The sequence below is a fragment of the Paenibacillus taihuensis genome (assembly GCF_003386535.1).
Lineage (GTDB): Bacteria > Bacillota > Bacilli > Paenibacillales > Paenibacillaceae > Paenibacillus_Z > Paenibacillus_Z taihuensis.
On record NZ_QTTN01000037.1, the window covers coordinates 43,720 to 66,631 of the forward strand.

A 22,912-nucleotide genomic window follows, 5' to 3' on the forward strand; every position below is an offset into this window, starting at 1 on the left:
GAGCGCTTCGTATGGACATCCACCCGTGTTTCATATGCAGCAAGCACAGCGGAGAAGTACCGACAATAGGCGGTGTCATCTATGAGAATGAGCATGTGTCGGTATCACATGTAGGGATTGGCGGCAGCGAGTGTCAGAATGAATATCTCGGCTACTTAATTATTGAAGCGAAGCGGCATGCACGGGGGCTTGGCGATCTGACGGATGAGGAGGCGAGCGCCATCTTCATTGCCGCGAACAGAATGAGCCGCGTCCTGCGAGAAGCGCTGCAAGCGGAGCATGTGTACAGCTATGTGCGAGGCGATGGGGTGCCGCACTTCCACATGCACCTTATCCCGCGGTACGACGGGACGCCAGAGCAATTCTGGCATCCGGTGCAGCTTGCTCAGTGGCCGGATGCGCCGCGGGGGAACGCGGAGCAAATTGAGCGGATTTGCGAGCAGCTCCGTGCTGCAATCGGCAGTTAGTTAATAAGGGGAGAGACCCAGAGGCTCAGAGGTATAGAAACCATCTGAGTCTCTATCCATTTTACTGAGAGGAGGCGGAGTTTGAGATGGGCGATCTCCAAGCTGGATATGGTCTAGACAGCAATGGATATATAGTGAGTGACGTTGGTTTAGACAAGATTGATAACGTCTACTTGCCTGTCATTCAAGAGTCTGTCGCAAGCTTGGCAACGGTGTTTCCGCAACAATTGCACGGTGTCTACGTGTATGGCAGCGTTGCAAGAGGGGAAGCCGTAGCGGTGAAGTCGGACTTGGATCTTCTCGTTATTTTTAATAACACGTTAACTTCTCAAGAGGCGGAGGCGTTACAGTCGCTCTCCGAAAATCTGTCTCATAGATATCGCGATTTGGTTCGGGACGTCGGTATAGCTTTCATCGATCTCGACTATGTGGTTGATTCGCAAAATTATGATGAGCAGGCTTTTCTTAAGGAACTCTGTGTTTGCGTACACGGAGAGGATCTCAGACCGCGCTTTGGTCCTTACAAGCTTACATCAGAGATCGCGATTCGTTTCAATGGGGATATGGGCGCTGCGCTTCCTCGGACGACAAGCCGCCTAAGAGAAGCCTCCTCCGATAACGATTTTAAAACAATTGCAGAGCGATTTGCTCGCAAACTCATTCGAACCAACTATTCAATGGTGATGCTCCGATCACAGATTTGGACGACAAGGCTCCATGAGCAGGCTGATGTTTTTCTTCATCACTTCCCGCAGAAAGAAGCCGTAATTCGCACACTTCAGCAGTGGTTAAATGATTTCCCCAGCGACCGAGCGCCTATTTTAGACCTTTTCCAGAGCGAAGGTGAATGGATTATCGCCAACTTCGAGCGAGAAGCTCGTGTCCCTTAAGGCTGCCGACATAGGCAGCTTTCTTGTGTGATTACCGCGTTTTCCACGGCTTCGCATGGTTATCCACAGTTTTACCCACAGTAATACCTTCCATTGTGTACAAGCCTGTGAAAGCCGCATGAAACGGGCGTTTACAATGTGAACAAATGTCGGATAAGTTTTTCACAGCCCGATTGTGGATAATGTGGATAAAGTGGATAATAACTCATTCCAAATTCACACGAGATGAGAAAAATTAAAGAAACCTTAAATTTTCTCATGTTTAATGATGTTAATAGTGCCAGAATTGCCGCACAATTCATCCAGTGCTGTGGATATTTCTGTGGAAAAGGGGGATAGATTGAAAAAAGCATGCGTGGGCTGCTTCATGCAAATGCTACCTAGATAGAGACTAGGGAGGAATTTGCAATGCAGGAAGTGACGGGTACGTCGAATGCGGCCAGTACAATTAGCGGCTGGAAGCTGGCTATGATGGATATCAAGTCGATGTGGCGGTCGCGAGCTGTGCGTAAGTCGCTGCTCGGACTCATGATTCTTCCGCTTATGTACAGCTTTATTTACTTGTGGGCTTTTTGGGATCCGACCTCAAGGCTGAATGAGCTCCAGTTAGCCATTGTTAATGAAGATACAGGTGCCAAACGAAGCGGAGAGCAGCATAATCTAGGCAGCGAGCTTGCCGCCAAGTTAGTTGCGGATACGGATACGCACTGGATTCAGGTGAACAGGGACCAAGCGAGGCGGGGCATCAAGAATGAGGAGTATGCGATGGCGCTCTATTTGCCGCCGGAGTTCTCGACGCAGGCTTATAGTGTCAGCGGCGACCAACCGCAGCCGACACATCTGAGCATGGAGCTGAGCGAAGGGACGAACATGCTGCAGGCGAAGATTGTGCGAGCGGTGGCGGCCAATGTGAATAACAAGCTGCGCAAAGAATTGCAGGGAAATTATTTGAGCGTTATTTTCGACCAAGTGCTGAATGGTTCAAAAGGATTGAAGGACGCTGCGGACGGTGCCGCCAAGTTGTCCGACGCATCGGCGCAAGCATACAAAGGCGCGGGTGATCTGGCGAACGGTTTAAACCAAAGCAGCGGCGGCATGACGAAGCTGTCCACAGGCCTGCGGTCCATCACAACCGGCGCGAATGAGCTGGAGAATGGGCTCGTGAAGCTCAATGCCTGGGCTGAGCTGGCAACAGCAGGTATCGATGAGTGGAACGGCGGTATTCGCGCGACATCAACATCGGCAGCAGCGGGACTTCCAGCTGATCCAGCCAAGCAGCTTACCGCCTCGCAGTCCGCCTTGATTGGTTCTCTGGATGACGTGAGCCGCGACATGACATTGCTGCGAGGAGAACTTAATCACGTTAAGAGCATGGCTTCGGATTTAACCGCGTTAAATTCGCTCGTTCGTCCTGTGCAGAAGCAAGTCTCCGATATGAGCAGCGGGGCACAGAATGGACAAAAACTGCTTCAAGGCCTAGGGCAGCAAAATGGAGATTTAGCAAGCAACGCAAGCTACAAGCAGCTGTCTGACCAGCTTGGCAGCATTCAGTCGACAGGAGCGGATGCGGCGGGATCGCTGCAGGCGGTGACACAGTCAATCGACACGTTGAAGTCGTCGCTGGATCAGTCGATTGGACAAGTCGCGAACCGAACCGCTGCATTGACGCCGAGGCTGGAACAGCTGGCTGGGCAGATGGAGCAGTTCCGTACAGCAGCTGATGACGTATCGGCGCTGCTCGGCAAGCAGCAATCGGCTGCAGCAACGATTGGCGGACGGGTCAAAGATGTCGCGAACGGCGTGGGCCAATTGCAGCAAGGCAGCGGCAAGCTGATGAACGGGCTGCTGCAGCTCGGAAGCGGTGTGGAGGCGCTTCGCATCGGCAATGCGAAGCTTGGCGACGGCGCTGCCGCGCTTCAGGACGGACTTGCCCAGATTAATAAAGGGCAAGGAGAGCTTGCGGATAAATTAGCGGATGCAGCGGGCATGGCTTCGTCGGATGGGCAAGCTGCCAATCGACAAGCGGTGATTGCAGATCCTGTCGTGTTGGAGGAAACGAACATTCATCCGGTGCCAAGCAACGGCGTCGGGTTCGCGCCTTATTTTATCGCGCTGTCACTGTGGGTGGGCTCGCTTGTGCTGTTCTTTGTCATCGATATTTGGCGTGTGCTGGCTCTGCCGCACGGACCGCTCTCGTACATCGGCAGCAAATACGTCGCACTTGCTTCGGTCAGCGTCTGTCAGGCGCTGCTGTCGGTTTTTATTTTGCATACGGGACTGGGAATTCCGACTGTACTGCCGCCGCTTGCGATGTACATTTACGCAGTGCTGGTCGGACTTGTGTTTACGGCAATTCTGTTCATGCTCATTGCGGTGCTCGGGAGTGATACAGGAAGGTTCATTGCAGTGCTCATTCTGATGCTGCAGCTTACTTCGAGCTCCGGATCGTATCCGGTTGCGCTGGAGCCGGGGCTGTTCCGGTTCATTCATCCTTTGCTGCCGATGACTTACGCGGTGGAAGGGCTGAGACATCTCATCTCACTTGGGGAATGGACAGCAATAATCCGGACCGCATGGCTGCTGTCCGGATTCGGAGTTTGTTCGCTATTGCTGTTATATGTGATCAAACGTCGTTCGATTATGAAGGTCGTGAAGCTGGCCTAGCGGCATAGCGTTAGGCGAGAAGCTGCTCCCAAGCCTCATAAACTTCTTGAAGCTGCGTCTTAAGCGACTCCAAGTCGGACTGGATCTTTTGAACCTGCAAATAGTCGTTGTACACTTCTGGATCGGCGAGCTGTTCCTCAAGTACGGAAATTTCGCCTTCCAGACGGGCAATTTCGTTCTCCAGCTGCTCTTGCTTACGCTGATTTTTCCGTTCGTCACGCTTCGCCTGTTTGTCGGCTTCGTACGAAGAAACGGGGGCTGCTTCCTGTACGGCAGCAGCTTTATTCGGTTTTCCTTGCTGAGCTGACAACGTTTCCAGCTGGAGCTCCTCGGTTTCACGCTTTTTCTGGATCATTTCGTCATAATTTCCCAGGAAATGCTGTGTGCCTTCCGGTCCGAGTTCGACAATGCGCTCCGCCATCTTATTAAGGAAATAACGGTCATGGGAGATGAAAAGCAGCGTTCCGTCATAGTCGATAAGCGCGGCTTCCAGCACCTCTTTGCTGTACAAATCGAGATGGTTGGTAGGCTCGTCGAGAATGAGCATATTCGCGTGAGCGAGCATGAGCTTCGCCAAGGAGACACGTGCCCGTTCGCCGCCGCTAAGCGTGCTGATCTTCTTCTTCACGTCATCGCCGCTGAACAAGAAATTGCCGAGGACGGTGCGAATTCGCGCTTCTTCGATGCCTGGATACGTGCTCCATAGCTCTTCCAGCACCGTATTCGCTTTGTTCAGCCCGGTGTGCTCCTGGTCATAGTAGCCGATCTTCACGTTCGTCCCCCAGCGGATGGTACCTTGCTCATGCGGCTGCTGATCGACAAGCGCTTTGAGCAGCGTCGATTTGCCGATACCGTTCGGACCGATCAACGCAACATTCTCGCCGCGCTCCAATCGGAACGAGACATGCTGGAAGAGCGGCTTCTCCTTCTCAGGGAAACGGATGGAAACATCGTTCACGTCCAGCACATCGTTGCCGCTTTGTCGATCGATCTCGAACGAGAAGCTCGCTTTCTTCAGGTCGCCGAGCGGCTTGTCGATCCGATCCATCTTCTCGAGCGCCTTTCGACGGCTTTGCGCGCGTTTTGTTGTCGACGCACGGACGATGTTGCGCTGGATAAAGTCCTCAAGCTTCGCGATCTCATCCTGCTGCTTGTCGAACTGCTTCATTTGCGCTTCGTACTCTGCCGCTTTAATTTCGATAAAACGGGAATAATTGCCCGTATAACGTCTTGCCGCGTGGCGTTCGATCTCGACAATCGTCTGGACGACTGCGTCAAGGAAGTAGCGGTCGTGAGAAACGACAAGAATGCCGCCGTCGTAACCGCGCAGATAATCTTCGAGCCAAGTGAGCGTCTCGATGTCGAGATAGTTCGTCGGCTCATCGAGCATGAGCAGGTCCGGCGCTTGCAGCAGAATGCGGGCTAGCGCCAGACGTGTCTTCTGTCCGCCGCTCAGCGTGGAAATGACCGTATCCGGCGGGAACTGGCCGAAGCCCATCCCGTGCAGGATCATCCGGATTCGCGTCTCCACCTCGAAGCCGCCTTGCTCCCGATACCAGTCGGACAGTTTCGAATATCGGTCAAGCACCGCTTGATACTGCTTCTCGTCATCGTGGAGCTTCGGATCAGCGATCTGCTGCTCCAGCGAGCGCAGCTCCTTCTCCGCTCCGATCAGATGAGCGAAGACGGCGCGCATCTCTTCGTCGATCGTTTTATCCGACTGCAGGCCGCTCGATTGCGCCAAATAACCGATCGACGTTTCTTTCGATTTATAGATGGTACCGGAGTCAGCAGACATCTCGCCCGCGATGATCCTCAGCAATGTCGATTTGCCTGCGCCGTTCACGCCGACAAGCCCAACACGCTCGCGCGGCTGCACTTGAAAGGTGATGGACGAGATGACCTTGCTTACCCCGTAGCTTTTGGAAACATCAGAAACTTGAAGAAGCATGATTATAGAAACCTCCGCTTAAAAAATTCCTCTGCCCTACAGTTTACATGAAAAAAGGTTATTGCGCGATATACACGTGGCTGTCCGCTTATTGGCGAAAATTGGGCAATAGTGATAAACTATGGAGTAACTATGACCAGCAAAGCGGTGAACCTTTATGAAGCATGCGGAGGAGAAGAAGTCGGCCCGGCTTCTTGCCGCGAAGCGAAGGGACAGCTTCCCGGAGCAGCAGCGGCTCGCTTGGTCGGATACGGCCTGCCAGCAGGCGGTGGATTGGATGCTGCAGCGGGAAGGGCCGATGATCGGCAGTATTATGATCTATATCCCGTTTCGTTCAGAGCTGGATACGACGCTCCTGATCGAGTGGTGCTGGCGCACAGGCATCAAGGTGATCGTGCCGCGCTGCGTGAAGGAGTCCCGTGCCATGGAGCTGTATCTGCTTCAGGCTTGGGACGAGCTTGTGCCAGGCGCTTACGGCATTAAAGAGCCTGATCCGGTGACGGTGAAGCGCTGGGACTTGGCCGAACAGCTGCCGGACATCGTCTTCGTGCCTGGGCTTGCATTCGATGCAAGCGGCGGCAGGCTGGGTTACGGCGGCGGTTATTATGACCGGTTCCACGATCTTCTGAAGGAGACTGCAGCCGAGCAAGGACAGCGATTCCCATTATGGATCGGTCTCGGCTACGAAGCGCAGTGGATCGATCATGTGCCGATGGACGAGCATGATGCCGCCGTCGATGCGGTCATTACGGAGCAAGGTGTGACAAGGGGGCGAGCAGCATGGATTTGACGCATTTCAACGAACAAGGCAGAGCTCGCATGGTGGACGTCTCGGACAAAGAGGTGACCGCACGCGTTGCCGTTGCGCGGACGACAGTTACGATGGCAGAGGATACCTTGTCACGTATCAAGGCGGGCACGATTGGCAAAGGCGATGTGCTGGCTGTGGCGCAAGTGGCGGGCATTATGGCGGCCAAGAACACGTCGAACTGGATTCCGATGTGCCATCCGCTTCCGCTTACAGGCGTGAATCTGGCATTTGCGGATAACGGCAAAGATGAGTTATATATAGAAGGCACTGTAAAAACGACCGGCAAGACCGGCGTTGAGATGGAGGCATTAACCGCGGTTTCCGCGGCTGCGCTGACCGTGTACGATATGTGCAAGGCGCTGCAGAAGGACATGGTCATCGGACCGACTTACCTGGCTTCCAAGAGCGGCGGAAAAAACGGTGATTATACAGTTGATCGTTAATGGCATATCTTTCTGAAAAAGCGATTGGGGGAAGAAGCTCATGCGGTGGAAAGTGGCGTTGTTAACAGCGAGCGACAAAGGATCGCGAGGTGAGCGTGAGGATACGAGCGCTCAAGTTATCCGTGAGCTGGTAGAAGAAGAGCTCAGCGGAGAAATCGTCGATTACCGGATTGTACCCGACGAGCAGGACGAGATTATGGCGGCACTTATCGAGATGACCGACTACTTTCAAGCGGACCTTGTCATTACAACGGGCGGCACGGGACTTGCGCCGCGTGATTTGACTCCGGAAGCGACGCTGAAGGTGATCGATCGCGAAGTGCCTGGACTTGCGGAAGCGATGCGAATCGGCGCCATGCAGCGTACGCGCAGAGCGATGCTGTCGCGCGGCGTATGCGGTATCCGCGGACGTTCGCTCATCATTAATTTGCCGGGAAGCCCGAAAGGCGTACACGAAAATTTAATGGCCATCATGGATCAGATCCCGCATGCGCTCAACATTCTGTCGGGCCGGATTGGGGAGCATGCAGAATGAGTATGAGCAATCGTACGGTTCTGAAGGAATTGCCGGTGCAGGAAGCGATCGGCCTTCGGCTCGCACATGATCTGACGCAGATCATTCCCGGTCAGTTCAAGGGCAGGCTGTTCAAGAAGGGCCATTTGATTACAGAAGCAGACATCCCTAAGCTCCTTGATATCGGCAAGGAGCATATTTATATTATGGAGCTTGGCGAAGGCGATCTGCATGAGGATGACGCAGCCCGCCGCATGGCAGGCGCGCTTCAGTACGAAGGACTTCAGCTCTCCGAGCCGCATGAAGGCAAGGTGGCGATTAAGTCGGCACTGGACGTTCCGGCGATCGCCGAGATCGATCCGACTATCGTTCATGCTATTAATGAGCTGGGCGAAATCGCGCTTGCAACGGTGAGGACGAACGCAGTCATTAAGCCAGGCGGGCAATTGGCTGCAACGAGGGTCATTCCTCTAGTTGTAGCGGAAGAGAAGGTACGCGCGGTGGAAGAGCTGGTTGCTAGCTACAAGGAACGGCATGACGGCGCATCGCCGCTTCGCTTGAAGCCGCTTCGCAAATTCCGGATTGGCTTGCTCACGACGGGTGGAGAAGTATTTTCTGGAAGGATTCAGGATAAGTTCGGTCCTGCGGTTACGCGCATTGTGGAAGAGCTTGGTTCGGAGATCGCAGAGCAGCGGTTTTCGCCGGATGATCGCCATACAATTGTCAAGGAAATACACTATTTACGTGACAAGTCGTATGATATGATACTTGTAACAGGCGGAATGTCGGTAGATCCTGATGACCGCACGCCAGCTGCGATTGCCGAGGCCGGTGCGCAAATCGTCAGCTACGGAACACCGATGCTGCCAGGCTCGATGCTGCTTATGGGCTATATCGGCGAAGTGCCGATTATGGGACTCCCAGGCTGCGTCATGCATGATCCGTATACGTCTTTTAATGTGCTGCTGCCTCGTATTCTTGCAGGCGACACCATTAGTAGAGCGGACATCGTCGGGATGGGCTATGGCGGACTGAACGGTTGTTAATAATCATGCCCGTTAATGATTAATGAAGCGAAATGACTACTTCCTCTGCTCTTCTAGGCAGATTACACGTTGCATAAGCTTAACCAAGTCATCAGTAAGGAGGTAACACACACATGTTTAATGGTATTGGCGTAACAGGATTCCTGCTTATCGCAGTTGTCGCATTGCTCTTGTTCGGACCTAACAAACTGCCTGAGCTCGGCCGTGCATTCGGACGCACGCTGAAGGAGTTCAAAGCAGGTGCTCGAGAAATGATGGACGATAACGACGATCGCGACCGCAGCAGAGCGAGTCGGGTTGAAGTGAGTCGCACAGAAACGGCTACTGAAGATCAAAGTTCCAACAAGCGGCTCCCAGAGTAATTGGGGCCCGCTTTTTTTATGAAGAGGAGTTGTAGCAGTGGCAGATAGAAAAGAACCCATGACTGCGGATGCGGCACGCGGCGATCAGCTTATGTCGCTGTTTGATCATATTGGCGAGCTTCGCAAACGATTGATTGTCGTCATCGTCGTCCTGCTTATCGGGATGATTGTTGGCCTTGTATGTGCCGATCCGGTATATAACTTTCTCATTAACCAAGAGCCCGTAAAAGGCATGCAGCTGCACGCATTCTCCTTATGGGATGCAATCGGCATGTATATGAAATTTGCCTTTGTCATTGCGCTGATCATTGTGCTGCCTGTAGCGGCATATCAGATCTGGTCCTTCGTAAAGCCGGCACTGCGCGTGCAGGAGCAGCGGTCAACGCTATTGTTCGTTCCGTTCGTGCTCTTCATGTTTCTGGTTGGGCTGGCATTCTCGTATTTAGTCGTGTTTCCGATGGCGTTCAACTTCACGACGAAGGTTGCCCGGCATTTGAACTTGATTGAGACGTACGGGATCTATCAATACTTCTCGTTCATGTTCAACATTATTTTGCCGATCTCGCTGCTTTTCGAGCTTCCGATTGCGATTATGTTTCTGACGAAGCTGCGCATTCTGAACCCGAAGCGGCTGCGGAAGATGCGCCGCTTGGCGTATTTCATCCTTATCATCGTCGGTGTCGTCGTGACGCCGCCGGATTTCATCTCCGACTCCCTCGTAGCCGTGCCGCTCATTCTGCTCTATGAACTGAGTGTGCTGCTGTCGAGCGTGGTGTACCGGAAACAGCTCAAGGCCGATCAGGCTTGGGAAGCAGAATATGGGCAATAACAGATAAAGTCGGCCGCTGGCCGGCTTTTTTGTCATTTTAGGGAGATGCGGCCGTTTACGGTACCTTTATGTAAAATTCATTCGAAATCGTAAGCGGAAGACTTGAAATCTGTTAGCAAAATCGGTATTATAAAAATTGTTATTAGCACTTGATGATTGCGAGTGCTAAAGGTTAAAAATTTGCAGCACCAAATCAGAAGGAGGCTATTTTCATGATCAGACCTTTAGGTGAACGCGTATTGATCGAACCAATCGCGAAAGAAGAAACGACTGCTAGCGGCATTTTGCTGCCAGAAACAGCAAAAGAAAAGCCGCAAGAAGGCAAAGTAATCGCTGTAGGCAGCGGCGCGATTAAAGACGGCGTACGTATTGCGCTTGAAGTCAAGGAAGGCGACCGCGTGTTGTTCTCCAAATATGCCGGTACAGAAGTGAAGTACGAAGGCAAAGAGCTTTTGATTATGAAAGAAAGCGACATTCACGCGATCTTGGGCTAAGCCGAACCGGCTTGACTCCACATACATGGCAACACAAGGGCAGTAATGTCTTACTTATTTTTCACATGACAATAGGAGGTTATTGAAGATGGCGAAAGAAATTAAATTCGGCGAAGACGCTCGTCGCGCAATGCTGCGCGGTGTAGATGCACTTGCGAACGCTGTTAAAGTTACACTTGGTCCTAAAGGCCGCAACGTGGTGCTTGAGAAGAAATTCGGCAGCCCGCTGATCACAAACGATGGTGTTTCCATTGCCAAAGAAATCGAGCTTGACGATGCATTCGAAAACATGGGTGCACAGCTCGTTAAAGAAGTAGCTACAAAGACTAACGATGTAGCTGGTGACGGTACAACAACTGCAACGGTTCTTGCACAAGCAATGATCCGCGAAGGTCTGAAGAACGTTACTGCAGGCGCTAACCCAATGGTTATCCGCAAAGGTATCGAAAAAGCGGTTCGCGCAGCTATTGAAGAGCTTGCAAGAATTTCCAAGAAAGTTGAAGGCAGCCAATCTATTGCTCAAGTAGCATCGATCTCTTCCGCTGACGAAGAAGTTGGCCAACTGATCGCTGAAGCGATGGAGAAAGTCGGCAACGACGGCGTTATCACTGTTGAGGAATCCAAAGGCTTCGTAACGGAGCTTGAAGTGGTTGAAGGTATGCAATTCGACCGCGGTTACCTCTCCCCGTACATGATCACAGATACAGACAAAATGGAAGCTGTCCTCGACAATCCATTCATTCTGATCACAGACAAGAAGATCTCCAACATTCAAGAGATCCTTCCCGTTCTGGAGAAAGTGGTTCAATCCGGCAAGACGCTCTTGATCATCGCTGAAGACGTTGAAGGCGAAGCATTGGCAACATTGCTCGTTAACCGTCTGCGCGGTACATTCACCTGCGTAGCTGTTAAAGCTCCTGGCTTCGGCGACCGCCGCAAAGCTATGCTTGGCGACATCGCTGCTCTGACAGGCGGCCAAGTAATCACAGAAGAGCTCGGCCTTGAGCTGAAAGCTACAACGGTGGATCAACTGGGTACTGCTCGTCAAATCCGCGTAACGAAAGAAAACACAATCGTTGTTGACGGCGCTGGCAACAAGCAAGACATCGATGTTCGCATCGGCCAAATCCGCGCGCAATTGGAAGAAACCACTTCCGACTTCGACCGTGAGAAGCTGCAAGAGCGTCTTGCTAAGCTTGCTGGCGGCGTAGCGGTTATCAAAGTTGGCGCAGCAACTGAAACCGAACTGAAAGAGCGCAAACTGCGCATCGAAGATGCTCTGAACTCCACTCGCGCAGCAGTGGAAGAAGGTATCGTATCCGGTGGCGGTACAGCACTCGTGAACGTATACGCAGCAGTAGCAGCAGTAAGTGCTTCTGGCGACGAGAAAACTGGCGTAAACATCGTGCTTCGCGCACTGGAAGAGCCAGTTCGCACAATCGCGGCTAACGCGGGTCAAGAAGGCTCCGTTATCGTTGAGCGCCTGAAGAAAGAAGATATCGGCATCGGCTACAACGCTGCAACTGGCGAGTGGGTGAATATGTTCCAAGCAGGTATCGTTGACCCTGCGAAAGTAACGCGTTCCGCACTGCAAAACGCAGCATCCGTTGCGGCTATGTTCCTCACAACTGAGGCTGTCGTAGCTGACAAGCCGGAAGCAAGCAAACCAGGCATGCCTGACATGGGCGGCATGGGTGGCATGGGCGGAATGGGCGGCATGATGTAATAAGGCTCTCTGAGCCTTGTGCATCATCTGGGAGAGCGGCGTGAGTGCTTTCCCACCTGAACGCTAAAGAAAAGACTACTTCCTTACGAGGAAGTAGTCTTTTTTATCTTGTTAATGTTTGCTTTTCGGGGAATCAAGCCATCCCCATGGGATGGCTTGATTGTTTAAAGTTTACGAAAAAAAGGATTCGGCTTATTCTTTATGTACTGTAGATACATTACTTCCTATGGCTTTGACGGCAGCTGCAACAATAGCTAAATCATCTGTCAGTCCCAGACCAACGAGTACATCAGGAATAGCGTCTACTGGGGAAATAAAGTATGCTAGTGCAGCGAAAGCAATACCCTTCGCATACATAGGTGTGAACTATCGATGGCACAGTAATACATGGAAGCCGCATCTTTAGCAAAAGGAACTTTTCCTGCAAAGCGTTTCATTTTGTTGAAAAAGCCATCTTTTACGTACTTTTCTTTCTTTGGATCGTACTGATCTGTTGTAACGTCATAGTTTGAACCGAACTTCATCTTAACGACTAGACTAGGGAATATCCTTCTTTTTACCTAATTTTTATTACATAATATTATATTTTATACAATAGTTAATGAAACTGGTTAATTTTGGTGACGAGTTAGACCAACTAGTTTTCAAATTGGAAGGATGAACAATCGTGAAAAAGCTTAAGCCTTTGGTTCTTGCAGCTATTACTGGAACTACCCTAATGATGCCGACAAATGTCTTTGCAGACGAGCCTATTAAGGTATTCGTCGATGGGGAAAAACTTGATTTGAGTGTTCCGCAAGTAGTTGAAAGAGGATCAACATTAGTACCGTTCCGAGCTATTTTTGAAAAGTTGAATTTTAATGTGACTTGGGATTCGAACACCAAGACAATCATAGGAACCAAAGACGGATTAAAGCTCCAAATGCAGATCAATAATACAAGCGCTATTGTGAATGGAGAAGCAATTGTACTGGGCACTCCTCCAAATATTATTAATGGGAGCACCTATGTACCCCTTCGATTTGTTGGAGAAGCTAGCGGCGATGTAGTTGCCTGGGATGGCATTAATAAGGTGATACAAATTAATAATAGTGCTGCATCCGAAATACCTAAGGACTCTGAGAATGGCCAAACCCAAGAACCAGCAAAACTTGAATTTCTGGAACGCAATAAGCCCTACACATCCAAAGAAAATGACATGACAGTAGTGGTAACTTCAATAAACGTCGTAGATAAAGGCCAATTCTACGAGTACAGCATTACATACGACCAAAAGAATAATACCAGTGACAAAGCCATTGATGAAGCTACCTTCAAAATCTATTATGAAAATGGAGAATCCGAAGCCCAATACGGTTTCTTTGGAAAGTTAATGCCAACGGAAAGCATAACAAGGACTTACGTATTTAAAGCAACAAAAAGTCAAATCGCATACTGCCTGGAATATGGAACGAAAACATTCTTTAGCACAAAGCCTGCAGCGGATAGTTTGAAATGGGAAGTTCAATAATGCGTAGACAACCCTTATGGTAGATGACATAAGCTTCTCGCGAGTTCAATTGAACTCGTGGGAAGCTTTTTTGCTATCGCTCTCAAACAATATCTGATAAACTAGCATAATATTCTGGGCTTTGCCGTCAAGCAGCCCGAAAGTTTGCTGCCCAAAGCTTGAAATGGAAGCGCTTTAGGAGGATTGTGGCATGTTTTTTCGCTATTGGCACCGAGTAAGATTGCTTCAGAAGCTTATCTTAATCGTCATTATCTTCTTGATTCTGCCTGTATTGATCGTAGGCTATGGCTTATTCTCGACGAGTTTGCCGCTTGCGCAGAAGGAAAGCCGCGAGATGCTTGAGAAGGTGTCTTATCAGCTGAACGAGAATATCGAATATCGCATTATTGGCTATCAAAACATTCTCATGCAGATGTCCCTTGACCCTGGCATCACGACTGCGTTAACGCAGCAATATCAATCGCTGCAGGAAGAGGTGACGGCTTTGCAGCAGATCAATTCCGCTGTCAACCGGATCCGTTCTTATTTTCCCATGAAGAAAATTCAGTTTTATAAAAGCAACACCAGCCTGCACGAGGATGGCGGCGTCGTTCTCAATATGGAGCACGCGCTCTCGCAGCCCTGGTATTCCGAAATGAAAGGGCGGAACCAGCAGTTTTATTGGTATTTCGACCGGAAGGGCAGCGACGGCCAACCCTCGCTGCATCTGACGAAATGGCTTGTGGATTACTTGACGAACGAGAATTCGGCATTATTCACGTTGAAGTGACGAACCGGGCACTGTTTGATCAATTATCGAATCCGTTAGAGTTCAAGAAGGGTTGGATCGTCATTGCGGATGCGCAGGGGAGAGTGCTGACGAATGTAACGGATTCGGTGAAGGTAGACAACATTAAGGCGCTCCCGTATCTACAAGACGTCTATGCCGCAGGTCAGGGCTGGTACTCGACGAAGATTAACGGCAAACAAAGCATGGTGGTCTATCAGACCAACCGGCTAGGCTGGAAAATCATAACGGTTGTAAGCCAGCAAGAGCTGTGGCAGAAGCTGCAGCTGATCAAGAATGGAGCCATCGCGGTTAGCGTGCTGTTCGTTGTACTGACAATTGCGGTTCTATCGAGCTTCGGATTACGCATAAAAAACCGGCTTAATTCACTTGTGAGAAGCATGCGGCGGGTGCGAGACGGCGACTTGGGGCTTACGGTCAAGGTTTACGACAAGGACGAGGTAGCTGATCTCGAGGAGGAGTTCAATACGATGTCGCTCCGTCTGAAGCAATCGCTGGGCGAAATTGCCGAAGCGAGGAGTGCTGCAGAAACCGAGAAACTGAAGCTGCTGCAGGCGCAGATCAATCCTCATTTCTTATACAACACGCTGGCCTTGGTCAAAAGCATGGCGATCGATGTCGGGTCCGCCGAGATCGGCCGCACGATAGATGCGCTCGCCAAGTTTTTCAGGCTGGCGCTGAACAGGGGCGGAGATATTTTGCCGTTTCGCGAGGAATTGGAGCATGTGCGGGCGTATTTGGATATCCATGAGTCCAGGTTTCCGGGCAGGCTTACGACGATATTCGAGATTGAAGAAGAGACGCTCTCCTGTGAAATTATCAAGATCACGCTGCAGCCGATTATCGAAAACGCGCTATTGCATGCATTCATTCGCACGGGCGGAAGAGGTACGCTGCATATACGGGCTCGTTTGCAGGATGATATGCTTTGCATCACGATCACAGACAACGGAAGCGGCATGATCCCAGAGCAGGTGAAGGATTTGCTGGAGAAGGCTGAAGGAGCGAAGCATCGAATGGGCTTTGGCATATACAACGTAAATGAACGATTGCAACGGCAATATCGCAACGCTTACCGGATGACCATTCAAAGCAAGCCGGACGAAGGGACTTCGATTGGACTGTTCATCCCGCAGCAGGTCAGCCAGATTGCGGTAGCGATTTAATGCGAACGGAGGAATAGGGCGTGGAAATGAAAGTGTTTGTTGTGGATGACGAGGAACGGCAGCGAAAATCAGTTATTAAGCATGTGGAGTGGAGTCAGTACCATATGTGCGTAATCGGAGAATCGGAAGATGCGCAGCAGGCGCTTGAAATGGCCGAACAAGCCCCTCCGGACTTACTCATTACCGATATCCGCATGCTTGGGATGGATGGCCTTGAGCTGTCCGCCCGGATGCGTAAGATCAATCCTCGCATGCGCATCATTATGGTGACCGGCTACGAGGAGTTCGAGTATGCCAAGTCGGCGCTGGATATCGGCGTAGATGCGTTTCTCGTCAAGCCGATCCTATTCGAGGAATTGAACGCCATACTAGAGCGCATATGCGAAGCCGAGCGGCAGGCAATCTCGAGAAATCAAGAGGAAATGCGGATTAAAGAACAGCTGGATACGTTCAAGCCCATTGCGAGGGAACAGTTTCTTCAGGAGTTGATTCATGGCCTTATCCTGAGCGAAGAAGCGATCAGGACGCATGCGGATGCGCTCGGCATGTTTGCTCACGGCGGTCTGCGCCGTGTACTGGTTATCGTACTGGATGCCAATCCAAAGTCGCCGCTGCCGAAGGAAGAACAGGTGCTGCGCGCGCAACAGCTGCTGAATGAATCGGTGGCGGCGATCTGCGGCTCGCTGTTGGAGGAGAAGACGACAACGCAGCGCGGAAATATCGTGTTGATTCTGCGGGATGCGAACTCGGAGGCAATAGAAGCGTTCGATCAGAAGTCGGAGCATATCCTGCGGAATCTCGGTCAGGAAGCGGAGCGAATCGACTGCTGTCCCGTCTCCATCGGAGGGGGGCCATCCTTCGCGGAACTGAGCCGCTTGAGCGAAAGTTTCCGCCTGGCGCAAAGAGCGGTAAATCAAAGACTGCTCGGAAGCGAAGAGCGAACGTTTTGCTGGAAAATTCTGCAGGAGCAGGAGGATATTCGCTATAAGAGCGTGGATGAGCTTAAAGGTGATTTTCTGGAGGTGTTCGGCGCCGGAGATAGTCAGAATAGCTTGAGTCTGCTGGGTGAGCTGCTGCGAGGCATCGCCGGCAGTCCTCACATTCAAGGCTCTAACCTGAGAAGCCTATGCCTCCAGCTCATTAGCGGCGCCAATCGGATAGCGGCCGAAATCGGCGATGTAAGTCGTCATGTCGGCTCTGAACAGAGGCTGTGGGAGCAGCTCCTAGAATGCCGAGAGGAGACGGAGCTGCTGCAAGAAATGGTGAGGATCATTACAAGGCTGAGCGACTTTATCGCCGAGCGGAAGAAAAGTCCGACCCAAATCGTCGTTCAGAAGGCACTTGAATGGATGAACGCACATTACAGGGATAATCTGACCCTGCGCTCGGTCGCGGATTCTGTCTACTTGAGCCCGAATTATCTAGGCGCCTTGTTCCGAGAAGAACTTGGCATCTCGTTTACCGATCAACTGATTCAGATCCGGGTGAATAAGGCGAAGGAGCTGCTGCAATACTCGCAGTTGAAGCTGTACGAGGTGGCGGATAGCGTCGGCTATCAGAACATGGGGTATTTCACGGGCGTGTTCAAGAAAATGACGGGCTTCAGTCCGAAGGAATATCGAGCGGGCGATCGATGATCGCTCTTTTTTATGCAAAGAAACGTGAAAACAAGATCATGCGATAGCGAAACTAATCGTGCATTACGATTATTGAGAGCGCTTCCCTGCTTTTCTATAATCAATATCAAGTGCTGAAGCCGGCTACGCCAGGTACATGAATCAAGATTATCTACAAGCCTAAGAAAGGAGAGACACCGAAGATGAATGTACTCTCTTCCATTAAACGGAGGGGCCTTCTCCCGCTTTATGTCTTCATTCTGCCGGGATTGGTTCTCATTCTCTTGTTTAACTACATTCCGATGCTGGGCATGCAGATCGCGTTCAGAGACTACGATTTCCAAGGCGGAATCTGGGGGAGTACCTGGGTCGGTTTGCAAAATTTCAAGGAGTTCACGGCGAGTTCTGATTTCTGGAGAGCAACAGGCAATACGTTTCTGCTGACGATGCTCAGGCTGCTATTTATCTTCCCGACAACGATATTAGCCGCTTTGATGATTAACGAAGTACGGGCATTCCGGTTTAAGCGGTTCGTGCAATCGTTAAGCTATCTGCCCCATTTCATATCCTGGATCGTGGTGGTAGGTTTCCTGGATGCTTTCTTATCCATTGACGGCGGAGGTGCGAATTCACTGCTGCACAGCCTTGGGCTGCAGCCGATTGCGTTTATGGGGTCGGAGACGTGGTTTCGTCCGATATTCATCCTGAGCAGCATGTGGAAGGAAATTGGTTGGGGCACGATCTTATATCTGGCCGCAATCACGAGCATAAACCCGGTGTTTTATGAAGCAGCAGTTATGGATGGAGCTGGCCGTTTCGCACAGATGCGCTATATCACGCTCCCGAGTATTGTTCCAATCATATCCATTGTACTCATTCTGACAGTACCGAGCTTGCTCAGTGTCGGCATCGACCAAATTTATGCGATGATTAACCCGGCGAATATCGGAGTGGCCGAAGTCATCGATACTTACGTGCTGAGGCTGGGTATCGGGCAGGCGCAATATTCCCAGACAACGGCGATCGGACTTGTCATGAGTGTCATGTCCACGATATTGCTGCTGCTCAGCAATTGGATCTCGAAGCGCATCGGAGGCGACGGGATATGGTAGGAAAGCAGGTGTATGTATGTGGCGTCTGACGCGTAGGGAGAAAGCTTTTACCTTCATTAATAGCAGTCTGCTGGCGATATTTGCTTTTGTATGCGCTTATCCGCTGTGGTATATAGTGGTGCTATCTTTCAACGAAGGTCGGGATGCAAGCCTCGGCGGTATATTCTGGTGGCCAAGAGTATTCACGATGGATAATTTCCGGGTCATTCTGAATGACCATACCATCGTCAATGCATTCTGGATTACGGTAGCACGTACAGCGATAGGCACAACCGGTTCGCTGCTTATCACATCCATGGTTGCCTATGGCTTGTCCAGGAAAGAGCTGCCCGGCAGAAACCAGCTGCTGCTCGTCTTTCTGTTCGTCATGCTGTTCAACGGCGGACTGATTCCATTCTATCTGCAGCTTGTTCATCTGAAACTGATCAATAACTTCTGGGTCTATGTATTGCCGGGACTGTTCAGCATATGGAATATGTTCGTCATGAAGACTTCCTTTCAGAACACGATTCCGGAAGCCGTGGTGGAATCCATGAAACTCGACGGAGCAGGGTATACGCGGATTTACTTTAATATCGTGCTGCCCTTCTCGATGCCGCTCTTCGCAGCGCTCGGTCTGTTTACCGCAGTAGGCCATTGGAATGACTGGTTTACCGGCGCATTCTTCGTCAATGATCTGAATTTGCAGCCGTTGCCTACCTATTTGCAGCGCATTATGAGCACGATTGAGGCGAGCCAGATGATCAGCGCGAGCCAAATGGCCAGCGCGCACTCGGTTAGCTTGTATAACCCGGACGCGATTACGTCCAAGTCGGTTCGCATGGCAACGATCGTAATTACGATTCTGCCGATTCTGTTTGTATATCCGTTCGTTCAGCGATTTTTCGTCAAAGGCGTTCTGATCGGCTCGGTTAAAGAGTAGCGCGGTCACTTACCAGCAGGCTATTATGAGGGGGAAATCAGAGTATGAATAACAGATGGAAGAAGAGCATGATTTCGGTCGCGGCAGTGACGATGTTAGCGGCATTAACCACAGGTTGCGGAACGAATGGGAACAATTCCAATACGGCTGAAGGCAACAAGCAGGATGCGGCGGCGGGGACAGCGAAAGAAACACATTACACGCTGTACGCTCCGACACAAACGACGCCCATAAATCTGGACGGACCGATCACGAAAGAAGTGATGGAGAAGTCAGGCGTTCACTGGGATAAAGTAGAGATTGGCAACGGCGGCGATGTCACGCAGCAAATCAACTTGAAGCTGGTTGGCGGCGATTTCCCGGATGCCATTATTTTGCCATCCGACAGCCTCATTTGGTCGCGTCTCGTATCCGAGAAGAAGCTGCTTCCGCTCGATAAGTACTTCGACGATGCGGCGGACTATCCGAATCTTGCGAAGATCGACAAGCGCATTATCGATAACTGGCGCGCTGCCGATGGGCACATCTATTTCGTGCCGTCAGGTTATGAGCCGGTGGTGGACGAGCCTTCAGCATGGCAGGGTAACGCGCAGGGGCTGTGGGTTCAGGATTCCTTACTGAAGAAAGCGGGAATGACAACCGACGATCTGCAGACGATTGACGGATTCGAGAAATACTTAAACGCAATCAAAGGTTTGAAAGACGCGCAAGGGCGCAGCATCATCCCGTTGTCGCTCGGCGGCGAAAACTTCTCTGGGCTTGAGGTTGTCATGTCCATGTTCGGCGTGCAAAGCATGGGTTACGGCTGGAATGAACAAGCGGATGGCTCCGTCGTTCCGGATTACAAGCTGCCAGGCTTCAAGCAAGCTTTCGAGTGGCTGAATCATCTGCAACTGAACGGGCTTCTCGATCCGGAGACGAGCTTCCAGAAGAAAGATCTGTTCATGGAGAAAGTGAACAACCTGCGTTTCGGCGCGATGCTGTTCGATGGCTGGGATAATCCGAACCAGTCGCTGATCAAGGCGAACAAGCTTCCGGAGTCGATCTCGTACAAAGCGTTGGAAGAGAAGGGGCTGCCTGAAGGCTGGTTCTCTCCGACGAAGCTTCCGACCACTCCAGGCGTGAAGCTGGCTCAGTATGCATCCTTTAACCCGTTTGGCGGATCAGGCACCGGCGTCAGCGCGAAGATTCAAGATCCCGATGCGCTTATGAAAGGGCTCGACTGGATGCAGACGCAGGAAGCGTTCATCCTGATGGAATATGGTCCGGAGAGCATGGGCGCGTACAAAATGGAGAACGGCGCGGTCGTCGTCAACGATAACGTCTTCAGAGGTCCGAAGTTCTGGGGCGGCGACAACGGCGGCATGACAAGCGTGACGGAAAACGGCTTCTGGTGGTGGAAGAATCTTGCCAGCGTCGGCAACACGCATATCAAAACGATGGAATCGCCATGGCCGTCGTATAATGCGATGCTGTACAAGGCGGAAGAAATCAATCACGAGCAGGGCACGTTCGGGCTGATTCCGAAGTCGAGCCGCATCAAGCCGATCATCGGAGGAGCAGTGGAGAAATACAATCCGGTACAGAGCGACATCCGTTTGCAATATTACGCGAAGCTGCTGCTTGCCAAGAACGATCAAGAATTCGAGAAGGTCTACAATCAGTTCCTGAACGAAATGAAGGTACGCGGTCACGATGAAGACACGATCGCGGAGTTCAACAAAGAGTACAAAGCGTACAGCGAAACGCCGGCAGGCAAAATCACGATTACGGTTAAGCGGACGCTGCCTCGTAACGTGTATAACGACAAGCCTGTCATCGTTGGCGAATAATACAATTGGAGCGTGAAATCTTGAGTAACCTATCGCCCGTTTATCCGAATCGCGTCAATATTATTAACTTCATCCGTGGCGTGGAGCCTCGGGAGCCAATCGACTTGGTCGAACCGGTAAGAGAACAGCTGGCACTCGTGCAGAAGCATGGTCTTCGGGCGACGTGGCTGCTCCAATACGATGCGCTGATTAATCCGGATTTTACGGATTTGCTAGTGAGCGAGGCGGATGCGGGGCAGGAGATTGGCGTATGGTTTGAAGTCGTGCAGCCGCTGGCAGAGAAAGCCGGCATTCCGTGGCGGGGTCGTTTCCCATGGGACTGGCATGCGCATATCGCATTCTCGGTCGGGTATACGCCGGAGGAGCGGGAGCGTCTTGCGGACGTGCTCATGGAGGATTTCCGCGCCAAGTTCGGCCATTATCCGCAATCCGTCGGCTCCTGGTTCATGGATGCGCACTTGCTCGCGTATCTATCGGATCGCTATCGAATCGTAGCTTCGTGCAATTGTAAGGATCAATGGGGCACCGATGGCTACACGCTGTGGGGCGGTTATTGGAACCAAGCCTATTATCCGAGCCGCTTGAACGGGTTCATGCCTGCGCAAACGGAGGCGAATCAGATTCCTGTTCCGGTGTTCCGCATGCTGGGAAGCGATCCGATCTACCAATATGACGCCAAGCTTGGCGGTAACGGTCAAGCCGTTATTACCTTGGAGCCGGTCTATTCGGGCAAAGAAGGCGGAGGCGGCATTCCGGAGTGGGTAAGATGGTTTTATGATGTTAACTTCCGCAAGGAGCAGGTATCCTTCGGCTACACGCAAGTCGGTCAGGAAAACTCCTTCGGCTGGGCAGCGATGAAGGATGGTCTGATCGATCAGGTAGACTTGCTTGCTTCCAAACAAGCGGAAGGCGTGCTGAAGGTTGAAACGCTGGCGGAATCGGGTCGTTGGTTCCGGCGCCAATATCCGGTTACGCCGGCTGCATCTATCTGCGCGCTGACGGACTGGCGCAAGGAAGGCCGTCAGTCGGTATGGTATAACAACCGAAATTACAGGCTTAACCTGCTGAATAATGACGGCGAGCTCTGGATCCGCGATATACACCGGTTTGACGAGCAGTATGCGGAACGGTATTTGGACGCAACATGCCCGGACAAGAACGCACATTACGATACGCTTCCTGTTGTAGATAGTGCCCGTTGGAGCAATGAGCAGACATCTGCCGGACTTCGTCCTGCGATCTATGACAGCGAAGGAAATGCTGTTCCGGTAAGCGTGCAATCGCTTGAAACGGATGAAACGGTTCAAGGCGAGCTTACAATTCTTGTTCATTTGAAAGGCGGGCATGAACTGCGCATTCGCTGCGCGGATAAGGAGATATTCATCTCCACTGACCTGCCGAACTGGGGCCTCCTGTTAGAATGGGGAGACGTTTTGGACCTGCCGGAGATTCGTCTAGAACCGGAATACATCGGGTATGTGTTTGGCGTTCATCCGTATAAGCTTGGATTGTCCGGGGTGCGGACGGTTAACAGAAGCAGCGCCGGCAATCGAGCAGGGCGTATTGAGCTGCGCTCCGCAGGAAAAGAACTGCAGTTGCAATTCTAGTCTGTGTAAGAGCCTGGGCGGCATAACGTCGCGCTTGCGTATGAAGAGGCATCCTGCCATAGGATGCCTCTTTGTTGTGTGCCACGCATGGCGATTAACTAGGCGGTGAAAGTCCGCTGTGGGGGCTTGTAGTTGCCAACCACTAGCCAAGAGCAAGGGTGTC

21 protein-coding genes are annotated in these 22,912 nt (G+C 51.5%); 19 read left to right on the plus strand and 2 right to left on the minus strand.

The annotated features are described in order from the left end of the window. Positions 1-11 precede the first annotated feature (11 nt). The 3 genes from A8990_RS24195 to A8990_RS24205 all read left to right on the plus strand — a co-directional run bounded on the left by A8990_RS24195 (position 12) and on the right by A8990_RS24205 (position 4,021). Complete coding sequence (locus A8990_RS24195; RefSeq protein WP_116191608.1) at positions 12-467, plus strand: HIT family protein; 456 nt, start codon at positions 12-14, stop codon at positions 465-467. A gap of 86 nt (positions 468-553) precedes the next feature. Further along, entirely contained in the window at positions 554-1,357 is an 804-nt protein-coding gene (locus A8990_RS24200; RefSeq protein ID WP_116191609.1) for a nucleotidyltransferase domain-containing protein, read from the plus strand. A 408-nt stretch (positions 1,358-1,765) separates the two neighbouring features. Further along, positions 1,766-4,021, plus strand: a complete 2,256-nt coding sequence (locus tag A8990_RS24205) for a YhgE/Pip domain-containing protein (protein WP_116191610.1) — start codon at positions 1,766-1,768, stop codon at positions 4,019-4,021. Positions 4,022-4,031: 10 nt separating this feature from the next. Here A8990_RS24205 and A8990_RS24210 read toward each other — a convergent pair whose 3' ends face one another. Further along, positions 4,032-5,972 carry an ABC-F family ATP-binding cassette domain-containing protein gene (locus A8990_RS24210; RefSeq protein WP_116191611.1) on the minus strand — a complete coding sequence of 647 codons (1,941 nt, stop codon included), beginning with the start codon at positions 5,970-5,972 and terminating at the stop codon, positions 4,032-4,034. Between the two features lie 157 nt (positions 5,973-6,129). On the opposite strand from A8990_RS24210, the gene A8990_RS24215 reads away from it, so the two are divergent. The 8 genes from A8990_RS24215 (at position 6,130) to groL (ending at position 12,197) form a co-directional block, all read left to right on the plus strand. Beyond that, complete coding sequence (locus A8990_RS24215) at positions 6,130-6,762, plus strand: 5-formyltetrahydrofolate cyclo-ligase (protein ID WP_116191612.1); 633 nt, start codon at positions 6,130-6,132, stop codon at positions 6,760-6,762. Beyond that, on the plus strand, positions 6,753-7,226 hold the full coding sequence (moaC, locus tag A8990_RS24220) for a cyclic pyranopterin monophosphate synthase MoaC (protein WP_116191613.1): 474 nt from the start codon (positions 6,753-6,755) through the stop codon (positions 7,224-7,226). Before A8990_RS24215 ends, moaC begins: the two co-directional genes overlap by 10 nt. A 40-nt stretch (positions 7,227-7,266) precedes the next feature. Beyond that, a complete protein-coding gene (locus A8990_RS24225) occupies positions 7,267-7,761 on the plus strand; it encodes a MogA/MoaB family molybdenum cofactor biosynthesis protein (RefSeq protein WP_116191614.1) in 495 nt (164 codons plus the stop codon). A 2-nt stretch (positions 7,762-7,763) separates the two neighbouring features. Next, entirely contained in the window at positions 7,764-8,786 is a 1,023-nt protein-coding gene (locus tag A8990_RS24230) for a molybdopterin-binding protein (RefSeq protein ID WP_116191630.1), read from the plus strand. A 113-nt stretch (positions 8,787-8,899) separates the two neighbouring features. Further along, on the plus strand, positions 8,900-9,148 hold the full coding sequence (gene tatA, locus A8990_RS24235) for a twin-arginine translocase TatA/TatE family subunit (protein ID WP_116191615.1): 249 nt from the start codon (positions 8,900-8,902) through the stop codon (positions 9,146-9,148). 58 nt (positions 9,149-9,206) lie between these two features. Beyond that, positions 9,207-9,977 (plus strand): twin-arginine translocase subunit TatC, encoded by a 771-nt coding sequence (gene tatC / locus A8990_RS24240; RefSeq protein WP_116191616.1) that lies wholly within the window; start codon positions 9,207-9,209, stop codon positions 9,975-9,977. Between the two features lie 212 nt (positions 9,978-10,189). Further along, on the plus strand, positions 10,190-10,471 hold the full coding sequence (gene groES / locus A8990_RS24245) for a co-chaperone GroES (RefSeq protein ID WP_116191617.1): 282 nt from the start codon (positions 10,190-10,192) through the stop codon (positions 10,469-10,471). Between the two features lie 88 nt (positions 10,472-10,559). Continuing rightward, positions 10,560-12,197 (plus strand): chaperonin GroEL, encoded by a 1,638-nt coding sequence (groL, locus tag A8990_RS24250; protein WP_116191618.1) that lies wholly within the window; start codon positions 10,560-10,562, stop codon positions 12,195-12,197. A 192-nt stretch (positions 12,198-12,389) separates the two neighbouring features. Here the strand turns inward: groL and A8990_RS32825 are convergent, their stop codons facing one another. Continuing rightward, complete coding sequence (locus tag A8990_RS32825) at positions 12,390-12,554, minus strand: YkvA family protein (protein WP_220376841.1); 165 nt, start codon at positions 12,552-12,554, stop codon at positions 12,390-12,392. A 310-nt stretch (positions 12,555-12,864) separates the two neighbouring features. On the opposite strand from A8990_RS32825, the gene A8990_RS24260 reads away from it, so the two are divergent. From A8990_RS24260 to A8990_RS24290, 8 genes are all read left to right on the plus strand, one after another. Further along, a complete protein-coding gene (locus tag A8990_RS24260; RefSeq protein ID WP_116191619.1) occupies positions 12,865-13,707 on the plus strand; it encodes a copper amine oxidase N-terminal domain-containing protein in 843 nt (280 codons plus the stop codon). A gap of 190 nt (positions 13,708-13,897) precedes the next feature. Beyond that, positions 13,898-14,476: a hypothetical protein gene (locus A8990_RS32300; protein ID WP_245996183.1), complete on the plus strand. Its 579-nt coding sequence runs from the start codon at positions 13,898-13,900 to the stop codon at positions 14,474-14,476. Then, positions 14,422-15,660, plus strand: coding sequence for a sensor histidine kinase (locus A8990_RS24265; protein WP_245996184.1), 1,239 nt, complete (start codon positions 14,422-14,424; stop codon positions 15,658-15,660). Before A8990_RS32300 ends, A8990_RS24265 begins: the two co-directional genes overlap by 55 nt. A 26-nt stretch (positions 15,661-15,686) precedes the next feature. Beyond that, the gene (locus tag A8990_RS24270; RefSeq protein WP_245996186.1) at positions 15,687-17,297 is read left to right on the plus strand and encodes a response regulator; all 1,611 of its coding nucleotides are present in this window, start codon (positions 15,687-15,689) and stop codon (positions 17,295-17,297) included. 182 nt (positions 17,298-17,479) lie between these two features. Beyond that, a complete protein-coding gene (locus A8990_RS24275) occupies positions 17,480-18,388 on the plus strand; it encodes an ABC transporter permease (protein WP_116191621.1) in 909 nt (302 codons plus the stop codon). A 16-nt stretch (positions 18,389-18,404) separates the two neighbouring features. Next, on the plus strand, positions 18,405-19,310 hold the full coding sequence (locus A8990_RS24280; RefSeq protein WP_116191622.1) for a carbohydrate ABC transporter permease: 906 nt from the start codon (positions 18,405-18,407) through the stop codon (positions 19,308-19,310). 44 nt (positions 19,311-19,354) lie between these two features. Continuing rightward, positions 19,355-21,142 carry a type 2 periplasmic-binding domain-containing protein gene (locus A8990_RS24285; RefSeq protein WP_245996185.1) on the plus strand — a complete coding sequence of 596 codons (1,788 nt, stop codon included), beginning with the start codon at positions 19,355-19,357 and terminating at the stop codon, positions 21,140-21,142. Positions 21,143-21,162: 20 nt separating this feature from the next. Continuing rightward, positions 21,163-22,749 carry a hypothetical protein gene (locus A8990_RS24290; RefSeq protein WP_181909754.1) on the plus strand — a complete coding sequence of 529 codons (1,587 nt, stop codon included), beginning with the start codon at positions 21,163-21,165 and terminating at the stop codon, positions 22,747-22,749. The last annotated feature ends 163 nt before the right edge of the window (positions 22,750-22,912 follow it).